General features: G+C 70.4%; 20 protein-coding genes and 1 pseudogene. 16 read left to right on the forward strand and 5 right to left on the reverse strand.

What is annotated here, in order from left to right; translation table 11 throughout:
- The 3 genes and pseudogenes from BFF77_RS22495 to BFF77_RS22505 all read left to right on the forward strand — a co-directional run.
- Positions 1-199, forward strand: a pseudogene (locus tag BFF77_RS22495) (ABC transporter substrate-binding protein); the annotation flags it as partial.
- Positions 196-1,404, forward strand: a complete 1,209-nt coding sequence (locus BFF77_RS22500) for an LLM class flavin-dependent oxidoreductase (protein WP_066952766.1) — start codon at positions 196-198, stop codon at positions 1,402-1,404. The pseudogene BFF77_RS22495 and the gene BFF77_RS22500, both read left to right, overlap by 4 nt.
- A gap of 88 nt (positions 1,405-1,492) precedes the next feature.
- On the forward strand, positions 1,493-2,569 hold the full coding sequence (locus BFF77_RS22505) for an NAD(P)-binding domain-containing protein (protein WP_107422218.1): 1,077 nt from the start codon (positions 1,493-1,495) through the stop codon (positions 2,567-2,569).
- A gap of 19 nt (positions 2,570-2,588) precedes the next feature.
- Here the strand turns inward: BFF77_RS22505 and mltG are convergent, their stop codons facing one another.
- Complete coding sequence (gene mltG, locus BFF77_RS22510; RefSeq protein WP_066952770.1) at positions 2,589-3,452, reverse strand: endolytic transglycosylase MltG; 864 nt, start codon at positions 3,450-3,452, stop codon at positions 2,589-2,591.
- Positions 3,453-3,609: 157 nt separating this feature from the next.
- Positions 3,610-5,466, reverse strand: a complete 1,857-nt coding sequence (locus BFF77_RS22515) for an ABC transporter ATP-binding protein (RefSeq protein ID WP_066952772.1) — start codon at positions 5,464-5,466, stop codon at positions 3,610-3,612.
- 146 nt (positions 5,467-5,612) lie between these two features.
- On the opposite strand from BFF77_RS22515, the gene BFF77_RS22520 reads away from it, so the two are divergent.
- The 3 genes from BFF77_RS22520 (at position 5,613) to BFF77_RS22530 (ending at position 9,856) form a co-directional block, all read left to right on the forward strand.
- Positions 5,613-6,056, forward strand: a complete 444-nt coding sequence (locus tag BFF77_RS22520; protein ID WP_066952774.1) for a MarR family winged helix-turn-helix transcriptional regulator — start codon at positions 5,613-5,615, stop codon at positions 6,054-6,056.
- A 171-nt stretch (positions 6,057-6,227) separates the two neighbouring features.
- A complete protein-coding gene (locus tag BFF77_RS22525) occupies positions 6,228-8,078 on the forward strand; it encodes an ABC transporter transmembrane domain-containing protein (protein ID WP_066952776.1) in 1,851 nt (616 codons plus the stop codon).
- Positions 8,075-9,856, forward strand: a complete 1,782-nt coding sequence (locus tag BFF77_RS22530) for an ABC transporter ATP-binding protein (protein WP_066952778.1) — start codon at positions 8,075-8,077, stop codon at positions 9,854-9,856. The genes BFF77_RS22525 and BFF77_RS22530 overlap by 4 nt, the downstream gene beginning before the upstream one ends.
- Before the next feature lie 102 nt (positions 9,857-9,958).
- On the opposite strand, the gene BFF77_RS22535 is transcribed toward BFF77_RS22530, so the two are convergent.
- Positions 9,959-10,750 carry a metal-dependent hydrolase gene (locus BFF77_RS22535; RefSeq protein WP_066952780.1) on the reverse strand — a complete coding sequence of 264 codons (792 nt, stop codon included), beginning with the start codon at positions 10,748-10,750 and terminating at the stop codon, positions 9,959-9,961.
- Between the two features lie 75 nt (positions 10,751-10,825).
- Between BFF77_RS22535 and BFF77_RS22540 the strand changes: the two genes are divergently transcribed.
- From BFF77_RS22540 to BFF77_RS22555, 4 genes are all read left to right on the forward strand, one after another.
- Entirely contained in the window at positions 10,826-13,399 is a 2,574-nt protein-coding gene (locus BFF77_RS22540; protein WP_079125387.1) for a DEAD/DEAH box helicase, read from the forward strand.
- A gap of 63 nt (positions 13,400-13,462) precedes the next feature.
- On the forward strand, positions 13,463-14,347 hold the full coding sequence (locus tag BFF77_RS22545; RefSeq protein ID WP_066952783.1) for an acyl-CoA thioesterase: 885 nt from the start codon (positions 13,463-13,465) through the stop codon (positions 14,345-14,347).
- Positions 14,348-14,378: 31 nt separating this feature from the next.
- Positions 14,379-14,867: a glutathione peroxidase gene (locus BFF77_RS22550; protein ID WP_066952785.1), complete on the forward strand. Its 489-nt coding sequence runs from the start codon at positions 14,379-14,381 to the stop codon at positions 14,865-14,867.
- Between the two features lie 119 nt (positions 14,868-14,986).
- Positions 14,987-15,259: a hypothetical protein gene (locus BFF77_RS22555; RefSeq protein WP_066952787.1), complete on the forward strand. Its 273-nt coding sequence runs from the start codon at positions 14,987-14,989 to the stop codon at positions 15,257-15,259.
- 292 nt (positions 15,260-15,551) lie between these two features.
- Here BFF77_RS22555 and BFF77_RS22560 read toward each other — a convergent pair whose 3' ends face one another.
- A complete protein-coding gene (locus BFF77_RS22560; RefSeq protein ID WP_066952789.1) occupies positions 15,552-16,784 on the reverse strand; it encodes an acyl-CoA dehydrogenase family protein in 1,233 nt (410 codons plus the stop codon).
- Positions 16,785-16,980: 196 nt separating this feature from the next.
- On the opposite strand from BFF77_RS22560, the gene BFF77_RS22565 reads away from it, so the two are divergent.
- Complete coding sequence (locus tag BFF77_RS22565) at positions 16,981-17,625, forward strand: TetR/AcrR family transcriptional regulator (RefSeq protein WP_066952791.1); 645 nt, start codon at positions 16,981-16,983, stop codon at positions 17,623-17,625.
- An 8-nt stretch (positions 17,626-17,633) separates the two neighbouring features.
- Here BFF77_RS22565 and def read toward each other — a convergent pair whose 3' ends face one another.
- Positions 17,634-18,197, reverse strand: a complete 564-nt coding sequence (def, locus tag BFF77_RS22570; protein ID WP_066952792.1) for a peptide deformylase — start codon at positions 18,195-18,197, stop codon at positions 17,634-17,636.
- A 115-nt stretch (positions 18,198-18,312) separates the two neighbouring features.
- On the opposite strand from def, the gene BFF77_RS22575 reads away from it, so the two are divergent.
- From BFF77_RS22575 to BFF77_RS35790, 5 genes are all read left to right on the forward strand, one after another.
- On the forward strand, positions 18,313-19,551 hold the full coding sequence (locus tag BFF77_RS22575) for a Mur ligase family protein (RefSeq protein WP_066952794.1): 1,239 nt from the start codon (positions 18,313-18,315) through the stop codon (positions 19,549-19,551).
- Positions 19,552-19,600: 49 nt separating this feature from the next.
- Entirely contained in the window at positions 19,601-20,329 is a 729-nt protein-coding gene (locus BFF77_RS22580) for a type 1 glutamine amidotransferase (RefSeq protein ID WP_066952796.1), read from the forward strand.
- A 219-nt stretch (positions 20,330-20,548) separates the two neighbouring features.
- A complete protein-coding gene (locus tag BFF77_RS22585; RefSeq protein WP_066952798.1) occupies positions 20,549-21,574 on the forward strand; it encodes a 6-phosphofructokinase in 1,026 nt (341 codons plus the stop codon).
- 155 nt (positions 21,575-21,729) lie between these two features.
- Positions 21,730-22,680, forward strand: a complete 951-nt coding sequence (locus BFF77_RS22590; protein WP_066952800.1) for a cytochrome c oxidase assembly protein — start codon at positions 21,730-21,732, stop codon at positions 22,678-22,680.
- A 60-nt stretch (positions 22,681-22,740) separates the two neighbouring features.
- The gene (locus BFF77_RS35790) at positions 22,741-22,899 is read left to right on the forward strand and encodes a hypothetical protein (RefSeq protein WP_169922709.1); all 159 of its coding nucleotides are present in this window, start codon (positions 22,741-22,743) and stop codon (positions 22,897-22,899) included.
- Positions 22,900-22,915 lie beyond the last annotated feature (16 nt).

Raw genomic sequence — 22,915 nt, forward strand, 5'->3', positions numbered from 1 at the left:
CGGCACCCGGGTGCCGGTCGCCCTGGACAAGGCCGCCGTCGAGTCCGAGCAGGTCATCGCCGACACCTTCGCCGATCTGAAACTCATCCCGCGCCGGTTCGACATCGCCGACTACGTGGACGACCGCTTCAACAAGGACCTGCCGCCGTCGACCTCGCCGGCGCGCGGCCACGCATACGGAAAGGCATCTTCCCGATGAGCATCCATCTGCACTGGTTCCTGCCGACCGGCGGCGACGGACGTACGCTCGTGGACCGCCACGCCTACACCGACGGCGGTATCAGGCGCTCCAGGATCACTCCGGTGAGCGGAGTCAGGGCGCCCGACATCGAATATCTCGCGCAGATCGCCAAGGCGGCCGAACAGCTCGGATTCGAGGCGGTGCTGACACCGACGGGCACCTGGTGCGAGGACTCCTGGCTGACGACTGTGGCGCTCGCACAGCAGACGGAGCGGCTGAAGTTCCTGGTGGCCTTCCGGCCGGGGCTGATCTCGCCGGTGCTGGCGGCCCAGATGGCGGCCACCTATCAGCGTGTCACCCGTGGCAGGCTGCTGCTCAATGTGGTGACCGGCGGAGACTCGACCGAGCAGCGGCGCTTCGGCGACCATCTCGACCACGACAGCCGCTACGCCAGGACGGCGGAGTTCCTGTCGGTGATCCGAGGCGTCTGGGGCGGACGTCCGTACGACTTCGACGGAGAGCACTACCAGGTGGAGGGCGGGCTCACCGCGCTGCCGCCCGACCCACTGCCCGAGATCTTCTTCGGCGGTTCGTCGGCCGCGGCCGGGCCCGTCGCCGCCGAGCACGTGGATGTCTATCTGACCTGGGGCGAGCCGCCGGCCCAGGTGAAGGAGAAGATCGACTGGATCCGGGGGCTGGCCGAGGAGCGCGGCCGTACGGTCCGGTTCGGCATCCGGCTGCACACCATCTCGCGGGACTCCGCGAAGGAGGCCTGGGCGACGGCGGACCGGCTGCTGGCCGATCTGGATCCCGGGACGGTCGCGGCGGCCCAGCAGGCGCTGGGCAGGAGCGAGTCGGTGGGCCAGCAGCGGATGCTCGCCCTGCACGGCGGTTCCCGTGACCGGCTGGAGATCTCACCCAATCTCTGGGCGGGGGTCGGGCTGGTCCGGGGCGGCGCGGGCACCGCGCTGGTGGGCAGCCACGCCGATGTCGCCGACCGGATCGAGGAATACCACGAGCTGGGGATCGAGCACTTCGTGCTCTCCGGCTACCCGCATCTGGAGGAGGCGTACTGGTTCGGCGAGGGCGTGACGCCGGAGCTGGCGGGCCGAGGACTGCTGGCCCGGATCCCGGCCCCTCCGCTGCCGGGCGTGCCCGCGGCGAACGGCCGTACGGCGTCCGCGCCCGGAGGCGCGCCCCTGCTGCTCGCCGGGGGCCGCTGAGAGGACCGGCGCCTCGAGGTGAGCGGGGAAGATTCCCGGATCGGACACTGTTCGTAGAATCGTGAACGACTTCGGGGTACGGCACGGGGTGCGGGACATCGACGTGGTGGTCGTGGGCGCCGGACAGGCGGGGCTGTCCGGCGCCTACCATCTGCGGCGGGCCGGATTCGAACCGGACCGTGGATTCGTCGTCCTCGACCATGCCCCGCGGCCGGGCGGCGCCTGGCAGTTCCGCTGGCCCTCGTTGACCTACGGCAAGGTCCACGGAATGCACGCGCTCCCCGGTATGGAGCTGATCAGCGGGCCCGCCGATGACGACCGTGCCTCCTCCGAGGTGATCGGCGACTACTTCACCGCGTACGAGCGGCGCTTCGGCCTCCGGGTCCACCGGCCCGTCGATGTCACGGCCGTGCGCGAGGGCGTCGGCGGCCGGCTGCTGGTGGAGACCTCCGAGGGGAACTGGTCGGCCCGTGCGCTGATCAACGCCACCGGGACCTGGGACCGTCCGTTCTGGCCGCGCTATCGGGGTCAGGAGACCTTTCTGGGACGCCAGTTGCACACGGCGGACTATCCGGGCCCCGAGGAGTTCGCCGGACTGCGGGTGATCGTGGTGGGCGGCGGGGCCTCGGGCACCCAGCATCTGATGGAGATCACGAAGGTGGCGGCGGGCACGACCTGGGTGACCCGGCGTCCGCCCGTCTTCCGCGAGGGTCCGTTCGGCGAGGAGCAGGGACGGGCCGCCGTCGCGCTCGTCGAGGAGCGGGTACGCCAAGGGCTGCCGCCGCTGAGCGTGGTCTCGGTGACCGGGCTGCCGCTGAACGAGGCGATCGTCCGGGCGCGCGAGGAAGGCGTGCTCGACCGGCTGCCGATGTTCGACCGGATCACCCCGACCGGTGCCGCCTGGGACGACGGGCGGACGGTGGCGGCCGATGTGATCCTCTGGGCGACCGGCTTCCGCGCCGCCGTCGACCATCTCGCACCGCTGCGGCTGCGGGAGCCGGGCGGCGGCATCCGGGTCGAGGAGACGCGCGCGGTACGGGACGAACGCGTCCATCTCGTCGGATACGGCCCCTCCGCTTCCACCATCGGCGCCAACCGTGCCGGCCGGTCGGCGGTACGGGACATCAAGCGGCTGCTGGAGCGTGCGCCGGCGCCGGCGGTCTGAACCCCGAACAGAGCCGGTCTCAGCCGTCCCCGTCGCCCTTGCCGTTCGCGTCGGCACGGTTCTGGTTGAACTCCTCCACGTTCTGCTGGTGCTCGGAGTAGTTGTTGGTGAAGCGGGTGTCTCCCTCCGCCACCGTGACGAAGTACAGCCACTCGCCGCGTGACGGGTTGAGCGCCGCGTTCATCGCCTCCTCGCCCGGGTTCCCGATCGGTGTCGGGGGCAGCCCCTTGCGCTGATAGGTGTTGTACGGGCTGTCGATCTTCGTGTCGGCGTGTGTGGTGTCGAGCGTGTTGCGGTTGAGCGCGTAGTTGAGGGTCGAGTCCATCTGGAGCGGCATGCCCAGGGCGAGCCGGTTGTGCACGACCCTGGAGACCTTCGCCATATCGGTCGGTGTATCGGCCTCGGCCTGCACGATGCTGGCGATGGTCACCGACTGGTACACCGTCATACCGTTGCGCTCGGAACCGGCGGTGATCTGGTCGCCCGTGAACTTGTGGTTGGCGGTGTTGACCATGTAGCTGAGCAGACCGGCCGGAGTGGTCGAGGAATTGATGGGATAGGTGGCCGGGAAGAGATAGCCCTCGGGGTTGCCCTTGGCCGCCTCCGGCAGCCTGAGCCGCGCGGCGGTCGCCGCGTTCCTGGTGGTGCCCATCGGCAGTTCGAGGGCCTTGTCGACGGACGCGTACACCTGGGAGGCGCGTCGCCCTTCCGTGATGACCAGTGTGGAGGTCTTCTTGTCGCCGCTCTCCCCGCCCATCAGGAGTACGGGCACCAGCACCGCCGCCCCGACGGCGAGGGTGGTGGCCACCAGCAGGACCAGCCGGCCACGGCGGGTCAGACGGAGTCTGCGACCGGGTCTCGCCCCCGGAGGCTCGTTCATCATATGGGCACGGTAACCCGGAGTGATCACCGATCCCGGTACCTGAGGTGCGGCGACACGGATGGCATACGTACGGGGGTGATCCGCGGACGCGCGGGCGCCACGGGAGCCGAGGCGCTGCCGCGTCCGTGCCGGGAACGCGGCAGGGTGACGAGCGCGCTCAGGTGGTGACGGGAGCCAGTTCGTCGGCGTGTCCCGGCAGGCTGTCCCTGCGGACCAGGGCGGCATAGCGCCCGTCCTGCCGGAGCAGCTCGTCATGAGTGCCCCGCTCGGCGACCCGGCCCTTGTCGAGTACGACGATCTGGTCGGCGTCCCGGACGGTGGAGAGCCGGTGCGCGATGGTGATCGTCGTACGGCCCCGTGAGAGCGCGTCGATGGCCTGCTGCACCGCGCGTTCGGTACGGGTGTCCAGCGCGCTGGTCGCCTCGTCCAGGATCAGCACCGGCGGGTCGCGCAGAATCGTGCGGGCGATCGCGAGCCGCTGCTTCTCCCCTCCGGAGAACCGGTATCCGCGCTCGCCCACCAGGGTGTCGTAGCCGTCGGGGAGCGAGACGATGTGGTCATGGATCTGCGCGGCCCTGGCCGCCGTCTCCATCTCCTCGTCCGTGGCCGTCGGCTTGGCGAAACGCAGATTCTCGGCGACGGAGGCATGGAAGAGATAGGTCTCCTGGGAGACCACACCGACAGCGCGGGCGAGTGTGTCGAAGTCCAGCTCGCGCACATCGACACCGTCGAGCAGGACCCGGCCGCCGGTCACGTCGTACAGCCGGGGTACGAGATAGCTGAGCGTCGACTTGCCCGAGCCGGTGGGTCCGACCACGGCGAGGCTGCCGCCGGAGGGAACGGTCAGGTCGATTCCCCGGAGCGTCGCCTGCCCGGCTGTGTCGCCCTTGTCGTCATAGCTGAAGTCGACCCCGTCGAACCGCACCTCACCGCGGACCGTGTCGATCCTGACCGGCCGCTCGGGCTCGGTGATGTCGACCGGCAGGTCCAGATACTCGAAGATCCGCTGGAACAGGGCGAGTGAGGTCTGCATCTGCACCCCGGTGGAGAGCAGACTCACAGCCGGGCGGAACAGGCCCTGCTGGAGCGAGACGAAGGCGACGAGCGTACCGATGGAGACGGCGGTGCCACCGGCGCCCATCGCGAAACCCGCTGCCCAGTAGATGACGGCGGGCATGGCGGCCATGACGATCCCGATGGTGGACATGCGCCAGCGCCCGGCCATGTTCGACCGGACCTCCAGATCGACCAGCCGCTCGGACTCGTCGGCGAAGGACTTGGTCAGCGAGTCGGCACGCCCCATCGTGCGGCCGAGCAGAATGCCGCTCACCGAGAGCGACTCGGTGATGGTGGCCGCCATCGTGGCCATCTGGCGCTGGCGGTCCGTGGTGATCTTCTTGCGCTCGCGCCCGACGATACGGCTCATCCAGACGAACAGCGGCAGCAGGAGCAGCGAGACCGCGGTCAGCCGCCAGTCCAGGGCGAGCATCGCGACGACCGAGGCGACGACGGCCGTGAGATTGGAGACCAGCGAGGTCGCGGTCGAGGTGACGGTCGCCTGCATGCCGCCGATGTCGTTGGCGATACGGGACTGGACCTCGCCGGTCCTCGTCCTGGTGAAGAAGGCGAGCGGCATGCGCTGGAGCTGGCTGTAGACGCCGGTGCGCAGATCGTGCATGACCCGCTGGCCGACCGTCGTGGAGATCAGTGTCTGGAGCACGCCGAAGACGCTGTTGACGACCGCGGTGGCGATCATGCCGAGGGCGAGCAGGCTGAGCAGCCCGGTGCGGCCCTGCGGGATCGCCGTGTCGAGGATCTCGCGGAGCAGGAAGGGCGAGGCGACCGAGACCAGCGACGAGGCGCCGACCAGCAGCCCCACGATCGCGAGCCGGCCGCGGTAGGGACGGAAGAGACCGAAGATGCGCCGGAGCTGGGCGGGCTGCTCCGGCTGCCCCGAGCGGTCCGGTCGGTCCGGACGGGGCGGGGGTGTCCATGTGGATACCTCGGGTTTCATGGGCTCCTTCGAGGGACGGGAGGGCTTCCGTGGAAGCGCGGGTCGGACACGTCTGCGAGCCCGGCCCCGGACTCCGGGCTCGGCTTCAGAGCTTAGCTCACTGTTACCTATGTACACAATGAACGGGGTCCTGATATTGTTCCCGTATGAGCACCCCCGACGCCGACGGCATGCTGGCCGAGCAGTTGCTGCGGCTGACCCGTCGGCTCCAGCGCGTCCAGAAGCGGCAGATGGAGCCGATCGGCATCACCCCCGCGCAGGCGCGGCTGCTCCGTACGGTCGCGTATTACGAGCAGCCGCCGCGGATGGCCGATCTGGCCGAGCGTCTCGAAGTGGTGCCCCGGGCCGTGACCACCCTCGTCGACGGTCTGGAGGCGAGCGGCTGGGTCCGGCGCGCGCCCGATCCGACCAACCGCAGGGTGATCCGTATCGAGCTGACCGACAGCGGCCGGGCCACGCTGCGGTCGCTGCGTGTGGCGCGGCGGGCCGCGGCGGAGGACATCCTCGCGCCTCTCAGCGCGGATCAGCGCGAGGTGCTCGGCGGACTGCTGTCGACACTGGTCGACGGAGGCCGTCACCGCCACTGCTGAGCCACACCTGTTCGGCCGTCGGCCGAACGCACCCGTTCGGCCGACGGCCGTCCCGAGCATGCGGTGGCCGCTGGCTCGATCTGGTGCTCCACGCGGAAAACCCGTTGCCCCTGGCCCTCCCCCAAGGCGAACCTTGCACGGTTTGGGCCACTCCACGAGTCATGGGACATCATGCAGATTCGCGACCTTCCCTATCCCGATCCCGGGATCCCCGACGCTCGGTCAGGCCCCCGGTTCCTGCTGTGGCTCGGACGCAAACAGCTCGGCGGCCAGCTCAAGGCCCTCGCCTGGGGGCTGGTGCACTTCACCGGTATCGGCGGTCTCTCGGTGGGCGCCGGGCTCGCCGTGCAGGCCGTCGTCGACCGATCCGGTGGCCGGCTCGCGCTCGCCGGCGGCCTCATCGCGCTGTTCGGCGCCGCCATCGTCGTCGGCGACACCATGCTGCACCGCTCCGCCGTGACCAACTGGATCACCGCCGCCGCGCGTCTTCAGCAGCTGCTGGCCCACAAGACCGCCGAGCTGGGCTCCGCGCTGACCCGCCAGGTGGCCGCCGGTGAGGTCGTCGCCGTCTCCACCGCCGACGTGGAGAAGATCGGCTGGTTCGTGGAGGCGCTCTCCCGCTTCCTGGCCGCCGCCATCGCGATCGCGCTGATCTGCCTGGGCCTGGTGCTGTATCTGCCGGAGCTCGGCACACTGGTCGCCCTCGGCGTGCCGGTGCTCGCCCTCGCCGTACTGCCGCTGCTCCCCCGTGCCACCCAGCGTGCCGACATCCAGCGCGAGAAGGCCGGCAAGGCCACCGAACTGGCCTCGGACACCGTCGCGGGGCTGCGCGTACTGCGCGGCATCGGCGGTGAGGAGCTGTTCCTCGGCCGCTACCGCGCCGCGTCGCAGGAGGTGCGCAAGGCCGCCGTCCGCAGCGCGCGCATGTGGTCGCTGATCTCGGCGATCCAGGTGCTGCTGCCGGGCCTGATGCTGATGTCCGTCATCTGGTACGGAGCCCGGCTCGCGCTGGACGGACGGATCGAGGTCGGCGGTCTGGTCACCGTCTACAGCGCGGTGACGTTGCTGCTCTTCCCGCTGCGGCACTTCGAGGAGATCGCCATGGCGTACTCCTTCTCCCGGCCCTCCGCCAAACGTGCGGCGCGCGTGCTCTCGCTGGCGCGGACGGCGTACGAGGACGAGCGCGGCGGTCTCGAAGACGCCAGGCCGACCGGCGATCTGTACGACCCCGCCACCGGGCTGCTCGCCCCTGCCGGGCTGCTGACCGTCGTGGTCTGCGGCGATCCGGACGCGGCCGGACGGCTCGCCGAGCGGCTCGGGGGCCATGCGACCGAGGAGGAGAAGAGCCCTTCCGTGCTGCTCGGCGGCGTGGCGCTGGACGATCTCCCGCTGGACTCGGCGCGGGCCTGCGTGCTCGTACAGGACAAGGACCCGGTGCTGCTGTCCGGCACGCTCACGGAGCTGCTGGACATCCCGGCCTCCGGCGCGGTCGATCCGGAGAAGGCGCTCACCGCCGCCCAGTGCGCGGATGTGCTCGACGCGCTCGCGCAGGCGTCGGTGGACGGCAGCGGTGACCCGATGCGGTCCAGGATCACCGAGCGCGGCCGTTCGCTCTCCGGCGGCCAGCGCCAGCGGCTGGCGCTGGCCCGTTCGCTGGTGACCGACCCGGAGGTGCTGGTGCTCGACGAGCCGACGTCCGCCGTGGACTCGCACACGGAGGCCCGGATCGCCCAGGGGGTCAAGCAGTTGCGGGCCGGCCGAACGACCGTGGTGTTCGCCTCCTCGCCGCTGCTGCTGGACCACGCGGACCGGGTGGTCTTCGTCCATGAGGGCGAGGTCGCGGCGATGGGCGTCCACCGCGAGCTGGTGCGGAGCGATGCCGCCTACCGGGCGGTCGTCACCCGGGAGACCGAACAGGAACAGGGACGGGCGCACACCGCGCGGGAACACCGCGTGGAGCGGGACCATGTCATGGAGCCGGCGTCACCGCGGGCCAGGGAAGAGATCGAGGAATCAGCATGATCGGCGTGGCGCCACCGGCGTACGACCCGGCGGCCCCGGAGTCCGCGGCGACCCTGCCGGTAGGGACCCCGGCGACCGTACGGGCCTATGTGAGCCGGCTGCTGAGCCGGCACCGCAAGGCGTTCATCCTGCTGGTCACCGTCAACGCCGTATCGGTGATCGCCTCGATGGTCGGCCCCTATCTGCTGGGCGGCATCGTCGAGGATCTGGCGGACGGAGCGCGTGAGCTGCGTCTGGAGCGCACGGTGGCGGTGTTCGCCGTCGCGCTGGTGATCCAGACCGTGTTCACCCGGCTGGTACGGCTGCGCGGCGCGATGCTCGGCGAGGAGATGCTCGCGGATCTGCGCGAGGACTTCCTCGTCAGGGCCGTCGGGCTGCCGCCCGGTGTGCTGGAGCGCGCGGGCACCGGCGATCTGCTCTCGCGCATCACCACCGACATCGACCGGCTGGCGAACGCCATGCGCGAGGCCGTGCCGCAGCTCGCGATCGGTGTGGTGTGGGTCGGGCTCCTGATCGGCGCGCTGGCCGTCACCGCGCCGCCGCTGGCGCTCGCGGTGCTGGTGGCGCTGCCGCTGCTGGTCGTCGGCTGCCGCTGGTACTTCCGGCGCGCGCCCTCGGCGTACCGCTCGGAGGCCGCGGGATACGCGGCCGTCGCGGCCATGCTCGCCGAGACCGTCGACGCCGGCCGGACCGTGGAGGCCCACCGCCTCGGCGGGCGCCGGGTGGCGCTGTCGGAGCAGCGGATCAAGGAGTGGACGGCGTGGGAGCGGTACACGCTGTGGCTGCGGTCGGTGCTGTTCCCGGTCATCAATCTCACCCATACGACGATCTTCCTGGCCGTGCTGGTGCTGGGCGGCACCTTCGTCCTCCAGGGCTGGATCTCGGTCGGGCAGCTCACGACGGGCGCGCTCTTCGCCCAGATGCTGGTGGAACCGGTGGGTCTGATCCTGCGCTGGTACGACGAGCTCCAGGTCGCCCAGGTGTCCATCGCGCGGCTCGTCGGAGTACGGGAGATCGAGCCGGACGCGGGCGACGCGTCGGTCGTGCCGGACGGCCGGGACGTCAGCGCCGACGAGGTCCACTTCGGCTACCGCGAGGGCGTCGACGTGCTGCACCGGGTGACGCTGGACGTCAGCCCCGGCACCAGGCTCGCCCTGGTCGGCCCCTCGGGTGCCGGGAAGTCGACACTGGGCCGGCTGCTCGCGGGCATCTACGCTCCGCGGCGAGGGCACATCACCCTCGGCGGAGCGGAGCTGTCCCGGATGCCGGCCGAGCGGGTGCGGGAGCAGGTCGCCCTGGTCAACCAGGAGCACCATGTGTTCGTGGGCTCGCTGCGCGACAATCTGCTGCTGGCCCGTACGGGCGCGGCGGACGCCGAGCTGTGGGCGGCCCTCGGGGCGGTCGACGCGGACGGCTGGGCGCGGGCGCTGGACGACGGTCTGGACACCACGGTCGGCTCCGGCGGTACGGCGCTGACTCCGGCGCAGGCCCAGCAGATCGCCCTGGCCAGGCTGGTGCTCGCGGACCCGCACACCCTGGTGCTCGACGAGGCGACCTCGCTGCTGGACCCGAGGGCGGCCCGGCATCTGGAGCGCTCGCTGGCGAAGGTCCTGGACGGCCGTACGGTCGTGGCGATCGCCCACCGGCTGCACACCGCGCACGACGCGGATGTGATCGCGGTGGTCGAGGAGGGCCGGATCAGCGAGCTGGGCAGCCATGACGAACTGGTGGCGGCGGACGGCGCGTACGCGGCGCTGTGGCGCTCCTGGCACGGCTGACACCCCCGGGGGCGTTCGGGCGGGGCGTCCGGTACGTGGAGTGCCGGACGCCCGGGGCCGCGGGCCCCGCTTCCGCCCGGCCCTCCATGCCCCCGAGCGCCGCTATATGACCCCGAGCGCCGCCGCCGCGCCGACTCCGCCCAGCACCATGAACGCCGGCATCAGCACCTTCAGCTCCACCCAGCTTCCGGCACGGAAGCGCATTGCCTTCGGCGGGCCTATCGGGTACCAGCGCTTGCGGCCCAGCGGTATGGGCCACAGGATCGGGCAGCCCGACACCGTCAGCGCGTCCCCGATGTCGTGCACCAGAGCGCCCAGGACGATCGGCAGGCCCAGCCAGAGGTACTCCTGTCCCGGCGCCGTGAACAGCCAGTCGGCGCCGTTGCCGGGCCTGTCCAGGACGTCCGCCAGGAGCCAGGCGCTGGTGGCGCCGAGCAGCCAGACGAGCACATCGCTGGAGACCCGTGCGGCCCGCCACAGCAGGCCCTCCACGGCGAGCACGAGATGCACGAACAGGATCGCGAGCACCGCCCAGCGGCCGCCCGCGTACGCCAGCGCCGAGGCGCCGGCCCCGGTCAGCACCGCCCAGAGCCAGGTATGGGTCAGCGTGCGGTGGCCGCCGCTCCTGCGCGGATCGCCGGGCTTCCTCGTCGCCTTGTAGACGGCGTACGAGAGCTTGTCCACGATCTCGCAGAGCGTCCGCGACACCGGGCCGAACGCCCGGGAGATCGTCGCGGCCTTGTGGTCCAGATCCGGAGCGAGCGCGGCACCCGCGCAGATCAGCGCGCCGACCACCAGGACCGGCCAGGGCATCCCGTGGCCCGCGGCAGCCGCCGCCGCGCCCACCCCCAGCCAGGCCGCCGCTCCCGACAGAGAGTGTGCCGGTCCCATCATGCCCGTACCCGCCCCAGTGCAGTTGTGATGAAGCCCCGTGTGCCGGGGCCCAGTTGACAGGCCAGGGTACCGTCCGTGATCTTCGCTTCCCCGGCCGGTTCCCGTATCCGGCGGGAAGACAGGCAAGATGGGGGCGTGACCCTTATCGATCAGCTCCCGCCGGACGCCGACCCCGATGCCCTCTTCGAGGCCTTCTCCTCCTGGGCCGAAGGCCAGGGCATCACGCTCTATCCGGCGCAGGAGGAGGCGCTGATCGAGGTGGTCTCCGGCGCGAACGTCATCCTGTCCACGCCCACCGGCTCCGGAAAGAGCCTGGTCGCGGCGGGTGCGCACTTCACGGCACTGGCCCAGGACAAGGTCACCTTCTACACCGCGCCGATCAAGGCACTGGTCTCCGAGAAGTTCTTCGACCTGTGCAAACTCTTCGGTACGGAGAACGTCGGCATGCTGACCGGCGACGCCTCCGTCAACGCCGACGCGCCGGTGATCTGCTGCACCGCCGAGGTGCTGGCCTCGATCGCGCTGCGCGACGGCAAGTACGCGGACATCGGCCAGGTCGTGATGGACGAGTTCCACTTCTACGCCGAGCCGGACCGCGGCTGGGCCTGGCAGATCCCCATCCTGGAGCTGCCGCAGGCCCAGTTCGTCCTGATGTCGGCGACCCTCGGTGACGTCTCACGCTTCGAGGAGGACCTGACCCGCCGCACGGGCCGGCCCACCTCCGTCGTACGGTCCGCGACCCGCCCGGTCCCGCTGTCGTACGAGTACCGGCTCACGCCGATCACCGAGACGCTGACCGAGCTGCTGGAGACCAAGCAGGCGCCGGTCTACATCGTGCACTTCACCCAGGCCGCCGCCGTCGAGCGGGCGCAGTCGCTGATGAGCATCAACATGTGCACGCGTGAGGAGAAGGACAGGATCGCCGATCTGATCGGCAACTTCCGCTTCACCACCAAGTTCGGCCGCAATCTCTCGCGTTATGTGCGCCATGGCATCGGTGTGCACCACGCGGGCATGCTGCCCAAGTACCGGCGGCTGGTGGAGAAGCTCGCGCAGGCCGGTCTGCTGAAGGTCATCTGCGGTACGGACACGCTCGGTGTCGGCGTCAACGTCCCGATCCGTACGGTGCTGTTCACCGCGCTCACCAAGTACGACGGCAGCCGTGTCCGTACCCTGCGCGCCCGGGAGTTCCACCAGATCGCGGGCCGGGCGGGCCGCGCGGGATTCGATACGGCGGGCCTGGTCGTGGCCCAGGCGCCCGAGCATGTCGTGGAGAACGAGAAGGCGCTCGCCAAGGCGGGCGACGATCCCAAGAAGCGCCGCAAGGTGGTGCGGAAGAAGGCCCCCGAGGGCTTTGTCGCCTGGTCGGAGACCACGTTCGAGAAGCTCATCGGTTCCGATCCCGAGCCGCTGACCTCGCGCTTCCGGGTCACGCACACCATGCTGCTGTCGGTGATCGCACGGCCGGGCAATGCCTTCGAGGCGATGCGCAGGCTGCTGGAGGACAACCACGAGCCGCGCAGACAGCAGCTCCGGCACATCCGGCGGGCCATCGCCATCTACCGCTCGCTGCTGGACGGCGCGGTCGTGGAGCGGCTGGCGACGCCGGACGCGGAGGGCCGTATCGTCCGGCTCACCGTCGATCTCCAGCAGGACTTCGCGCTCAACCAGCCGCTGTCGACCTTCGCGCTGGCCTCGTTCGAGCTGCTGGACCCCGAATCCCCGTCGTACGCGCTGGACATGGTCTCCGTCGTCGAGTCCACGCTGGACGATCCGCGGCAGATCCTCGCGGCCCAGCAGAACAAGGCGCGCGGCGAGGCGGTGGCCGCGATGAAGGCGGACGGGGTCGAGTACGAGGAGCGGATGGAGCGGCTCCAGGACGTGTCGTACCCCAAGCCTCTCGAAGAGCTGCTCGTCCACGCCTACAACACCTACCGCAAGAGCCATCCTTGGGTGGGCGACCATCCCGTCTCGCCCAAGTCGGTGATCCGGGACATGTACGAACGGGCGCTGTCCTTCACCGAGTTCACCTCGTTCTACGAGCTGGCGAGGACCGAGGGCATTGTGCTGCGCTATCTGGCGGGCGCGTACAAGGCGCTGGAGCACACCATTCCGGACGATCTGAAGTCGGAGGACCTGGAGGATCTCACCGCGTGGCTCGGTGAGATGGTGCGCCAGGTCGACTCCAGTCTGCTCGACGAGTGGGAACAGCTCGCCAATCCGGAGATCGAGACGGCCGAACAGGCACAGGAGAAGGCGGATCAGGTCAGACCGGTCACGGCGAACGCCCGCGCCTTCCGGGTCCTCGTACGCAACGCGATGTTCCGCCGTGTGGAACTGGCCGCCCTGGACAGGATCGGCGAACTGGGCGAGCTGGACGGCGAGTCGGGATGGGACGCGGACGCCTGGGGCGAGGCGATGGACGCGTACTGGGACGAGTACGACGAGCTCGGCACCGGGCCCGATGCCCGCGGGCCCAAGCTGCTCGCCATCGAGGAGGACCCGGCGCACGGTCTGTGGCGGGTCCGCCAGACCTTCGCCGACCCCAACGGCGACCACGACTGGGGCATCGGCGCGGAGGTCGATCTGGCGGCCTCCGACGAGGAGGGCCTGGCCGTGGTACGTGTCACGTCCGTCGGACAGCTCTGACGCGCGCCGAGCGCCGAGAATGGGCGCGAGAACGGTCATGCGAGAACGGGAGTACAGCGCACCATGACGAATCCCGCCGAGCGGCTGGTCGATCTGCTCGATCTGGAGCGGATCGAGGTCGACATCTTCCGCGGGCTCAGCCCCGACGAGTCCCTGCAACGGGTCTTCGGCGGCCAGGTGGCGGGCCAGGCCCTGGTGGCGGCGGGCCGTACCACCGACGGGGACCGGCCGGTGCACTCGCTGCACGCGTACTTCCTGCGGCCGGGCCGCCCGGGTGTGCCGATCGTCTACCAGGTCGAACGGACGAGGGACGGAAGGTCGTTCACCACCCGCCGGGTCACCGCCGTCCAGCAGGGCCGCACGATCTTCCATCTGACGGCCTCCTTCCACCGCCCCGAGGAGGCCGACTTCGAGCATCAGCTCCCGCCGAGGCTGGAGTTCCCCGATCCGGAGACGCTGCCGACGCTCAGCGAGGAGGTACGGGCGCATCTGGGCCGGCTGCCGCAGTCGCTGGAGCGGATGGCCCGGCGCCAGCCCTTCGACATCAGATATGTGGAGCGGCTGCGCTGGACCCGGGCGGAGGTCGAGAAGTCGGATCCGCGCAGCGCGGTGTGGATGCGCGCCGTGGGACCGCTGGGCGACGATCCGCTGGTCCACACCTGCGCGTTGACGTACGCGAGCGACATGACGCTGCTGGACGCGGTACGGATCCCGGTCGAGCCGCTCTGGGGGCCGCGGGGCTTCGACATGGCGTCGCTGGACCACGCCATGTGGTTCCACCGTCCCTTCCGCGCGGACGAGTGGTTCCTGTACGACCAGGAGTCGCCGATCGCGACGGGCGGCCGTGGGCTGGCGCGCGGACGGATCTACGACCGTGAGGGCCGGCTGCTGGTCTCGGTGGTGCAGGAGGGCCTCTTCCGTCGGCTCGGGACGGCGGGTCCACAATGAGGCGAGAACGCCGGAGACCGAGGAGACCTTGATGACTCTGTACGACATCCCGCTGCGCACCCTCACGGGTGAATCCACTTCCCTGGCCGCCTACGAGGGCAAGGCCGTGCTCCTGGTGAATGTCGCGTCCAAGTGCGGCCTCACCCCGCAGTACGCCGGTCTGGAGCGGCTCCAGAAGCAGTACGGCGAGCGGGGCTTCACCGTCCTCGGTGTCCCCAGCAACCAGTTCGCGGGGCAGGAGCCCGGCACCGCCGAGGAGATCCAGACCTTCTGCTCGGCGACGTACGGTGTCACCTTCCCGCTGCTGGAGAAGACGGATGTGAACGGGGAGTCCAGGCATCCGCTGTACGCGGAGCTGACGAAGGCGGCGGACGCCGAGGGCGAGGCGGGCGACGTCCAGTGGAACTTCGAGAAGTTCCTGCTCTCTCCCCAGGGTGAGGTGGTCGCCCGGATCCGGCCGCGTACGGAGCCGGAGGCCCCCGAGGTCGTCGCGGCGATCGAGGCCCAGCTTCCCGGCTGACCCGCGTGTGCCGGGGCCCCCGCCGTCACGGTGGGGGCCCCGTCGTGCCGGGATGCGGTCGGCGGCGGCCGGGGTGACGGTGGAGTGACGAGTGAGTTCACGTCAACCCGGGAGCCATCATGATCAAGATGCTGCACGAGAAGGGCCTGCGCAGCGAGCACATGTACACGGCGGGTGTCGTGTCGATCGGCCTCGCGATCGCCTCATGGGCGGGGTCCATGAAGTACGAGCCGGTCGGCGGTCTTGACCGGGCCGACCGATGGGGGATCTTCGTGGGCGAGTGGGCCCCCACGTTCTTCGGGATGGGGCTGGCGCTGTCGCAGTACGAGCGGACGGAGAAGGAGGCGGAGATCCTGCGGGAGGAGATACCGCGCGATCTGTCACGTCTCTGACACGGACCGTGGCCCGCGTGCACGTCGAAGGCCCCCGCTCCGGAGTCGTTCCGGGGGGCGGGGGCCTTCACGGTGCGTCGTGTCCGGCGGCTTCCTGCCGTTCTGGAGGTTTCGCGGGCCCCCGGACCGAGTACTCGCCCACACGTTCGATATCACCGAAATCCGGCGGACCCTCGCTGCGGCACTGCGCCGACCGCGGTGTCCGGCCCGCTCGACCGCCACCGTCGTGGTGTCGCGGCACAACCCCTGGCACTCCGTACGGGAGAGCGCCACCGCGAATCCGCGGGGACACTCAGCGGATCGGCATGCCCGACAGGGTGCGGGCGATCACCAGGCGCTGGATCTCGCTCGTGCCCTCGAAGATGGTGTAGATCGCGGCGTCGCGGTGCATACGCTCCACCGGATACTCGCGGGTGAAGCCGTTGCCGCCGAGTATCTGCACGGCCTGGGCCGTGACCTGCTTCGCCGTCTCACTGGCGTACAGCTTGGACATCGAACCCTCGGCGGAGGTGAACGGCCTGCCGGTGGCCGCCATCCAGGAGGCCCGCCACACCAGCAGCCGGGACGCGTCGATCCTGGTCCGCATGTCGGCCAGCTGGAAGGCCACACCCTGGTTGTCGATGATCGGGCGGCCGAACTGGCTGCGCGTCCTCGCGTAGTCGAGCGCGACCTCGTACGCGGCGCGGGCCGTGCCCACCGCCATCGCGCCGACCGCGGGCCGTGAGGCCTCGAAGGTGGCCATGGCCGCGTTCTTCACCCGCTCGCCGTCCGCCGCCGCCCTCGCCCGCTCACGGGCCCGCGCGAGCCGCTCGTCCAGCTTCTCCCTGCCCCCGAGCAGACAGTGCCCGGGGACCCGGACGTCCTCCAGGACGACCTCGGCGGTGTGGGAGGCGCGGATGCCGTGCTTCTTGAACTTCTGGCCCTGGAAGAGACCGGGCGTGGCCGGCGGGACGATGAAGGACGCATGGCCCTTCGCGCCCAGCTCCGGGTCGACGACGGCGACCACGACATGGACATGGGCGATACCGCCGTTGGTCGCCCAGGTCTTGGTGCCGTTCAGCACCCACTCGTCCTTCGCCTCGTCGTACACCGCGCGGGTGCGCATGGCGCCGACGTCCGAGCCGGCGTCGGGCTCCGACGAGCAGAAGGCGGCGACCCTCACCTCTTCCGTGTCGCCGTACATCTGCGGAATCCAGGTTCCGATCTGCTCGTCGGTGCCGTTGGCGAGGACACCGACGGCCGCCAGGCCCGTACCGACGATCGACAGCGCGATGCCCGCGTCGCCCCAGAACAGTTCCTCCATGGTCAGCGGGATGCCGAGGCCCGTGGGGTCGAAGAACTGCTGGGCGTAGAAGTCGAGGGAGTAGACCCCGATCCTGGCGGCCTCCTGGATGACCGGCCAGGGAGTCTCCTCGCGCTCGTCCCACTCCGCGGCGGCGGGACGGATGACATCGGCGGCGAAACCGTGCAGCCAGTCACGGACCTGCCTCTGGTCGTCATTGAGTTCACACGTGAACCCGGCCATGGTTCCCCTCCAGCACTGCGTCACCACCGTGTCGTTCACACACATGTGTCGCCCACATGCGTTACCCACGGTAACATCAGTCTGTTACCCGTAGGTAGAAAATGTCAACCGGCCACGGCCTGATCAGCATTGATCCCGCCCAGGGTGTTACGTTGCCGGTGCGTCAGGCAATCGCATGGGCGGGGAGACATCAGCAATGGAGACCACACAGCAGGCCGAACAGCAGCGTTCGGCGCGACAGCGCAGACGCCAGTTGCTGGAGGCCGCCGACCGTGTCGTGCTGAGGGACGGCCCGCACGCCTCGATGAACGCCATCGCCGCCGAGGCAGGCATCACCAAGCCCATTCTCTACCGTCACTTCGGCGACAAGGGCGGGCTGTACCGCGCGCTCGCCAAGCGCCACACCGACGCGCTGCTCGACGCCCTGCGGACCGCGCTCGACGCGCCCGCCGAGCGCCGCCGGCGTGTCGAGGCCACGCTCGACACCTACCTCGCCGCCATCGAGGCGCGCCCGCAGGTCTACCGGTTCCTGATGCATCCCGCCGAGGACACCCAGCTTCCCGAGCAGGGCTTCGACGTGGGCCGCCACTCGGCTCCGCTGCTGCGCCGTCTCGGCGAGGAGCTGGCCAAGGTCATCGAGGAGCGGGTCGACCTCGGCCCGGACAGCGAGCAGCTCTCCCGCGTCTGGGGCCATGGCATCGTCGGGATGATGCACGCGGCCGGTGACTGGTGGCTCGGTGAACGGCCCTGCTCACGCGAGCAGTTGGTACGGAGTCTGGCGGACCTGCTGTGGGGCCGGCTGGCCTCGGTGGACGACCGCGAAGGCGGACCCGGGTTCTGAACGCTCCCTCAGACGTACGGGTCCACCGCCGCGGCGGTGGACCAGGGCGCGCGGCGCGCGGCGCGCAGCACCCGGGAGCGGCGCCGGCCGGTGAGCCGGTCCGGGTAGACCGTCCCGTCCAGATGGTCGCACTCGTGCTGGAGACAGCGCGCGAAGAAGCCCGTGCCCTCGATCCGCAGCGGTTCACCGTGCCGGTCCATGCCCTCCACCACGGCGTGGTCATAGCGCTCCGTCCCCGCCTCGATGCCCGGCAGCGAGAGACAGCCCTCGGGCCCCCGCAGAACGATCTCGTCCGCCCGGGTCAGCCTCGGATTGACGAGGTGTCCGAGATGGCGGACGTCCTCGTCGTCCGGGCAGTCGTACACGAACACCTGGAGCGGCACGCCGATCTGGTTCGCCGCGAGCCCGACCCCCCGAGCGGCGTACATCGTCGCGAACAGGTCCTCGACGAGCTCCGACAGCGCCGGGCCGAAGTCCGTGACAGGCTCGCAGGAGGCGTGCAGCACCGGATCGCCCAGCATTCTCAAGGCGCGTACCCGACCGGCGCTGCCGGGGATCGAACGGTTTCGCATGGCGGTCAGGGTACGGTCACGGTGACCTCCGCCTTCCCGCCCGGTGCCGCGGTTCGGGCCCTTGGCCGGATCTCGATAGGCTGACCCCGGACCGACGCAAGGAGGATCAAGGACGATGGCAGGCAACACGGACCCGCTGACGCCACGGGCCAAGCTGGCCGTGACGGCGGGCAAGGCCGCTGCGGCGGTGTCGCGCGCCGCCGGCCGCGGCAGCGGATCGGTGATCGGCGGCAAGGTGGCGCTCAGACTCGACCCCGATCTGCTGGGTCGGCTCGCGCAGCACCTCGACGTCATCCTCGTGTCGGCGACGAACGGCAAGACCACCACGACCAGGCTGATCGCCGAGGCCCTGCGGGCGGCGGGGCCCGTGGTCTCCAACGCGCTCGGCGCCAACATGCCGGCCGGTATCACCTCGGCCCTCGCGGGCGGCTCCGACGCCAAGTACGGCGTGATCGAGGTCGACGAGAAGTATCTCGCCGGTGTGGCGCGGGACACCACGCCCAAGGCGATCGCGCTGCTCAATCTCTCCCGCGACCAGCTCGACCGCGCCGCCGAGACCCGGATGCTGGCCGAGACCTGGCGTGAGGGCCTCGCCGGTACGAAGGCCGTCGTCGTCGCCAACGCCGACGACCCGCTGATCGTCTGGGCCGCCTCCTCCTCCCCCAATGTGGTCTGGGTGGCCGCGGGACAGGAGTGGAAGGACGACGCCTGGTCCTGCCCCGCCTGCGGCGGTGTGATGCAGCGCCCCGGCGACGACTGGTTCTGCGGTGAGTGCGGCTTCCGCCGGCCGTCCCCGAGCTGGGCGCTCCACGGGGACCATGTCCTCGATCCGCACGGCTCCGCCTGGCCGATCCATCTCCAGCTCCCGGGACGCGCCAACAAGGCGAACGCGGCCACGTCCGCCGCCGTCGCGGCCACCTTCGGGGTGCCGCCCCAGGTGGCGCTGGAGCGTATGTACCAGGTGCAGGCCGTGGCCGGCCGGTACGACGTGGTGTCCTTCCTCGGCCGCGATCTGCGGCTGCTGCTCGCCAAGAACCCCGCGGGCTGGCTGGAGACGTTCTCGCTGATCGACCCGCCGCCGACACCGGTCATCCTCGCCGTCAACGCCCGTGGCGCCGACGGTACGGACACCTCCTGGCTGTGGGACGTCGACTACACCCGGCTCGCCGGCCATCCGATCTTCGTCATCGGCGACCGCAAGCTGGACCTCGCTGTGCGCCTTGAGGTCGCGGGCCTGGACTTCCGGGTCTGCGAGACGCCCGACGAGGCCGTGCGGATGGCACCGCCCGGCCGTATCGAAGCCATCGCCAACTACACATCGTTCCAGGATCTGCGCAGACGGGTGGGTAACTGACTCCATGTCGGGATATACGACCTCACGGACATCCGAAGGACGAGGGAGAATGAGCGACAACAGCCTCCGGCTGGTGTGGATCTACCCCGATCTGCTGAGTACCTACGGGGACCAGGGAAACGCTCTGGTGGTGGAGCGCCGGGCGCGCCAGCGCGGTCTGAACGTCACTCGGGTGGACGTACGCAGCGACCAGCCCGTGCCGACCTCCGGCGACATCTATCTGATCGGCGGCGGCGAGGACAGGCCGCAGCGGCTGGCCGCGGAGCGGCTGCGCCGTGACGGCGGGCTCAGCCGGGCCGTCTCCAACGGCGCCATCGTGTTCTCGGTCTGCGCGGGCTACCAGATCCTGGGCCATGAGTTCATCAACGACCTGGGCGAGCGCGAGGCCGGGCTCGGGCTGCTCGATGTGGTCTCCACCCGCGGCGAGGGCGAGCGGTGTGTCGGCGACGTGCTGGCCGACATCGATCCGCGGCTGAATCTGCCGCAGCTCACGGGATTCGAGAACCACCAGGGCATCACCCATCTGGGCCCGACGGCGCGGCCGTTCGCGCGGACCAGGCTCGGCCGCGGCAACGGCACGGGTGACGGCACGGAGGGCGCGTACAACGACACCGTGTTCGGTACGTACATGCACGGCCCCGTGATGGCCCGCAATCCGCAGATCGCGGATCTGCTGCTGAAGCTGGCCCTGGATGTGAACGCGCTGCCGCCGACGGACGACCGCTGGTACGAGGCGCTGCGCGCCGAGCGCGTGGCGGCGGCGGTCCAGCCCTCCTGACCGGCTCCGTTCCCCTTCCGGTCCGTGTACCGCCCGGGCCCCGGTTCCCCCGGGGCCGGGGCGGTGGGGCCGTGCATCCGGGCATGGGGACCGTACGGACGTGTGTCCAGCAGTCGGACGTGGGTTTCGGTCACGCCGCCGCCCGCCGGTAGGGTGAATGGGATCTGTCCGGACGATGGGGTCCGGCCGTCGGCCCACGTTGCAAAGGTATCCCGGGCAATGCGAATTGGTGTGCTCACCTCAGGCGGCGACTGCCCCGGCCTCAACGCCGTGATCAGGTCCGTCGTGCACCGCGCCGTCGTCGACCACGGCGACGAGGTGATCGGATTCCACGACGGCTGGAAGGGCCTTCTGGAGTGCGACTACCGCAAGCTCGACCTGGACGCGGTCGCCGGAATCCTGGCGCGCGGCGGCACGATACTCGGCTCTTCCCGGGTCCAGCCCGCGCATCTGCGGGACGGTGTGGAGCGGGCCCGGGGCCATGTGGCGGAGCTCGGTCTCGACGCGATCATCCCGATCGGCGGCGAGGGCACGCTCAAGGCCGCCCATCTGCTCTCGGAGGCCGGACTGCCGATCGTCGGCGTACCGAAGACCATCGACAACGACATCTCCGCGACCGATGTGACCTTCGGTTTCGACACGGCCGTCGGTGTCGCGACGGAGGCGCTCGACCGGCTGAAGACCACCGCGGAGTCCCATCAGCGGGTACTGATCGTCGAGGTCATGGGCCGGCACACCGGCTGGATCGCACTGCACTCCGGAATGGCGGCCGGTGCCCATGCCATCGTCGTGCCCGAGCGGCCCTTCGACATCGGTGAGCTGACCGCGCTGGTCGGCAAGCGCTTCTCGGCGGGCAAGCGGTTCGCGATCGTGGTGGTCGCGGAGGGCGCGAAGCCGCGCGAGGGCTCGATGGAGTTCGACGAGGGCGGCAAGGACGTCTACGGCCACGAGCGGTTCGCGGGCGTGGCCCGGCAGCTCTCCATCGAGCTGGAGGAGCGGCTCGGCAAGGAGGCCAGGCCGGTGATACTGGGCCATGTCCAGCGCGGTGGCACTCCCACCGCGTACGACAGGGTCCTGGCGACACGCTTCGGCTGGCACGCCGTGGAGGCCGCGCACCGCGGCGAGTTCGGGATGCTGACGGCGCTGCGCGGCACGGACATCGTCATGGTGCCGCTGGGCGAGGCCGTGGAGACGCTCAAGACGGTGCCCGCGGAGCGGTACGCCGAGGCGGAGTGCGTGCTCTGACCGGCCCCCGGCCCCGCCCGACGAGCACCCGGGGCGCCCGTCGCCACCGGAACCGCCCCCGGTCGCCGTCGCGGCCGGGGGCGGTTCTAGGCTGGTGCGGACAACCGGCGCGAATCCGGCCGGAGTGAGCGGTCACGTCCCACGGGAGCACACGGATGGATCACAGCGGGCACGGCACGACCATGGATCTGCCGCCGTTCACGCTGGGACGGGCCCTGGAGTACTCCCCGGATCTCTTCTTCCTGGTCGGATGCCTGCTGGCGCTGGCACTGTACGGCGGGGGCGTGCTGCGGCTGCGCCGACGCGGTGACGCCTGGCCCGTCGGCCGTACCGTCGCGTTCGTCCTCGGTGTGCTGACCGTGGCGCTGGTGATGTGCACCGGGCTCAACGACTACGGCATGGTCATGTTCAGTGTGCACATGGTCCAGCACATGGTGATCAGCATGGTCTCGCCGATCCTGCTGCTGCTCGGCGCTCCGGTGACACTGGCGCTGCGCGCGCTGCCGGTCGCGGGCCGTGGTCGCAAGGGCCCGCGCGAGCTGCTGCTCGTCGTGCTGCACAGCCGCTACGTACGGATCGTCACACACCCCGCGTTCACCATCCCGCTCTTCATCGCCAGCCTGTACGGGCTGTACTTCACCCCCCTCTTCGACTTCCTGATGGGTTCCAGGACCGGGCATGTCGCGATGATGGTGCACTTCCTCGCGGTCGGGCTGATCTTCTTCTGGCCGATCATGGGCATCGACCCGGGCCCGCACCGGCCCGGCCATCTGATGCGGATGCTGGAACTCTTCGCCGGGATGCCCTTCCACGCCTTCTTCGGGATCGCGCTGATGATGGCGAGCGAGCCGATGGTCGCCGCGTACCGCGATCCCCCGGTCTCGCTCGGGATCGACGTGCTGAGCGACCAGAACGCGGCGGGCGGGATCGCCTGGGCCTTCAGCGAGATCCCTTCGGTGCTGGTGCTGGTCGCGCTGGTCTACCAGTGGTACCGCTCGGAACAGCGGGAGGCGAAGCGTTCCGACCGGGCCGCCGACCGCGACGGTGACAAGGAGCTGGCGGAGTACAACGCGTATCTCGCCTCGCTCCGGGCCCGGAGCCAGTAGCGCGAAACGCTTGTCGCGGGCGACGATGGGCGTCACGGCCCCGGCCCGGAGGAGGACCAGATGTCCGGATCCACGAAGACCATGGGTGTGGTGACCGTCGGTGCGCTGGTCCTGGTGACGGGCTACACCGCGGTGCTCGGCAGCAACGGGTGGCTCTGGTTCGGATGGGTGGTGCTGGGGCTGATCACGATCGCCATGATCGCCTCACGCGGACGCTGACCGGCCCGGGCCGGTC

Source organism: Streptomyces lushanensis, from assembly GCF_001700515.1.
In the GTDB taxonomy this organism is placed as follows: Bacteria; Actinomycetota; Actinomycetes; order Streptomycetales; family Streptomycetaceae; genus Streptomyces; species Streptomyces lushanensis.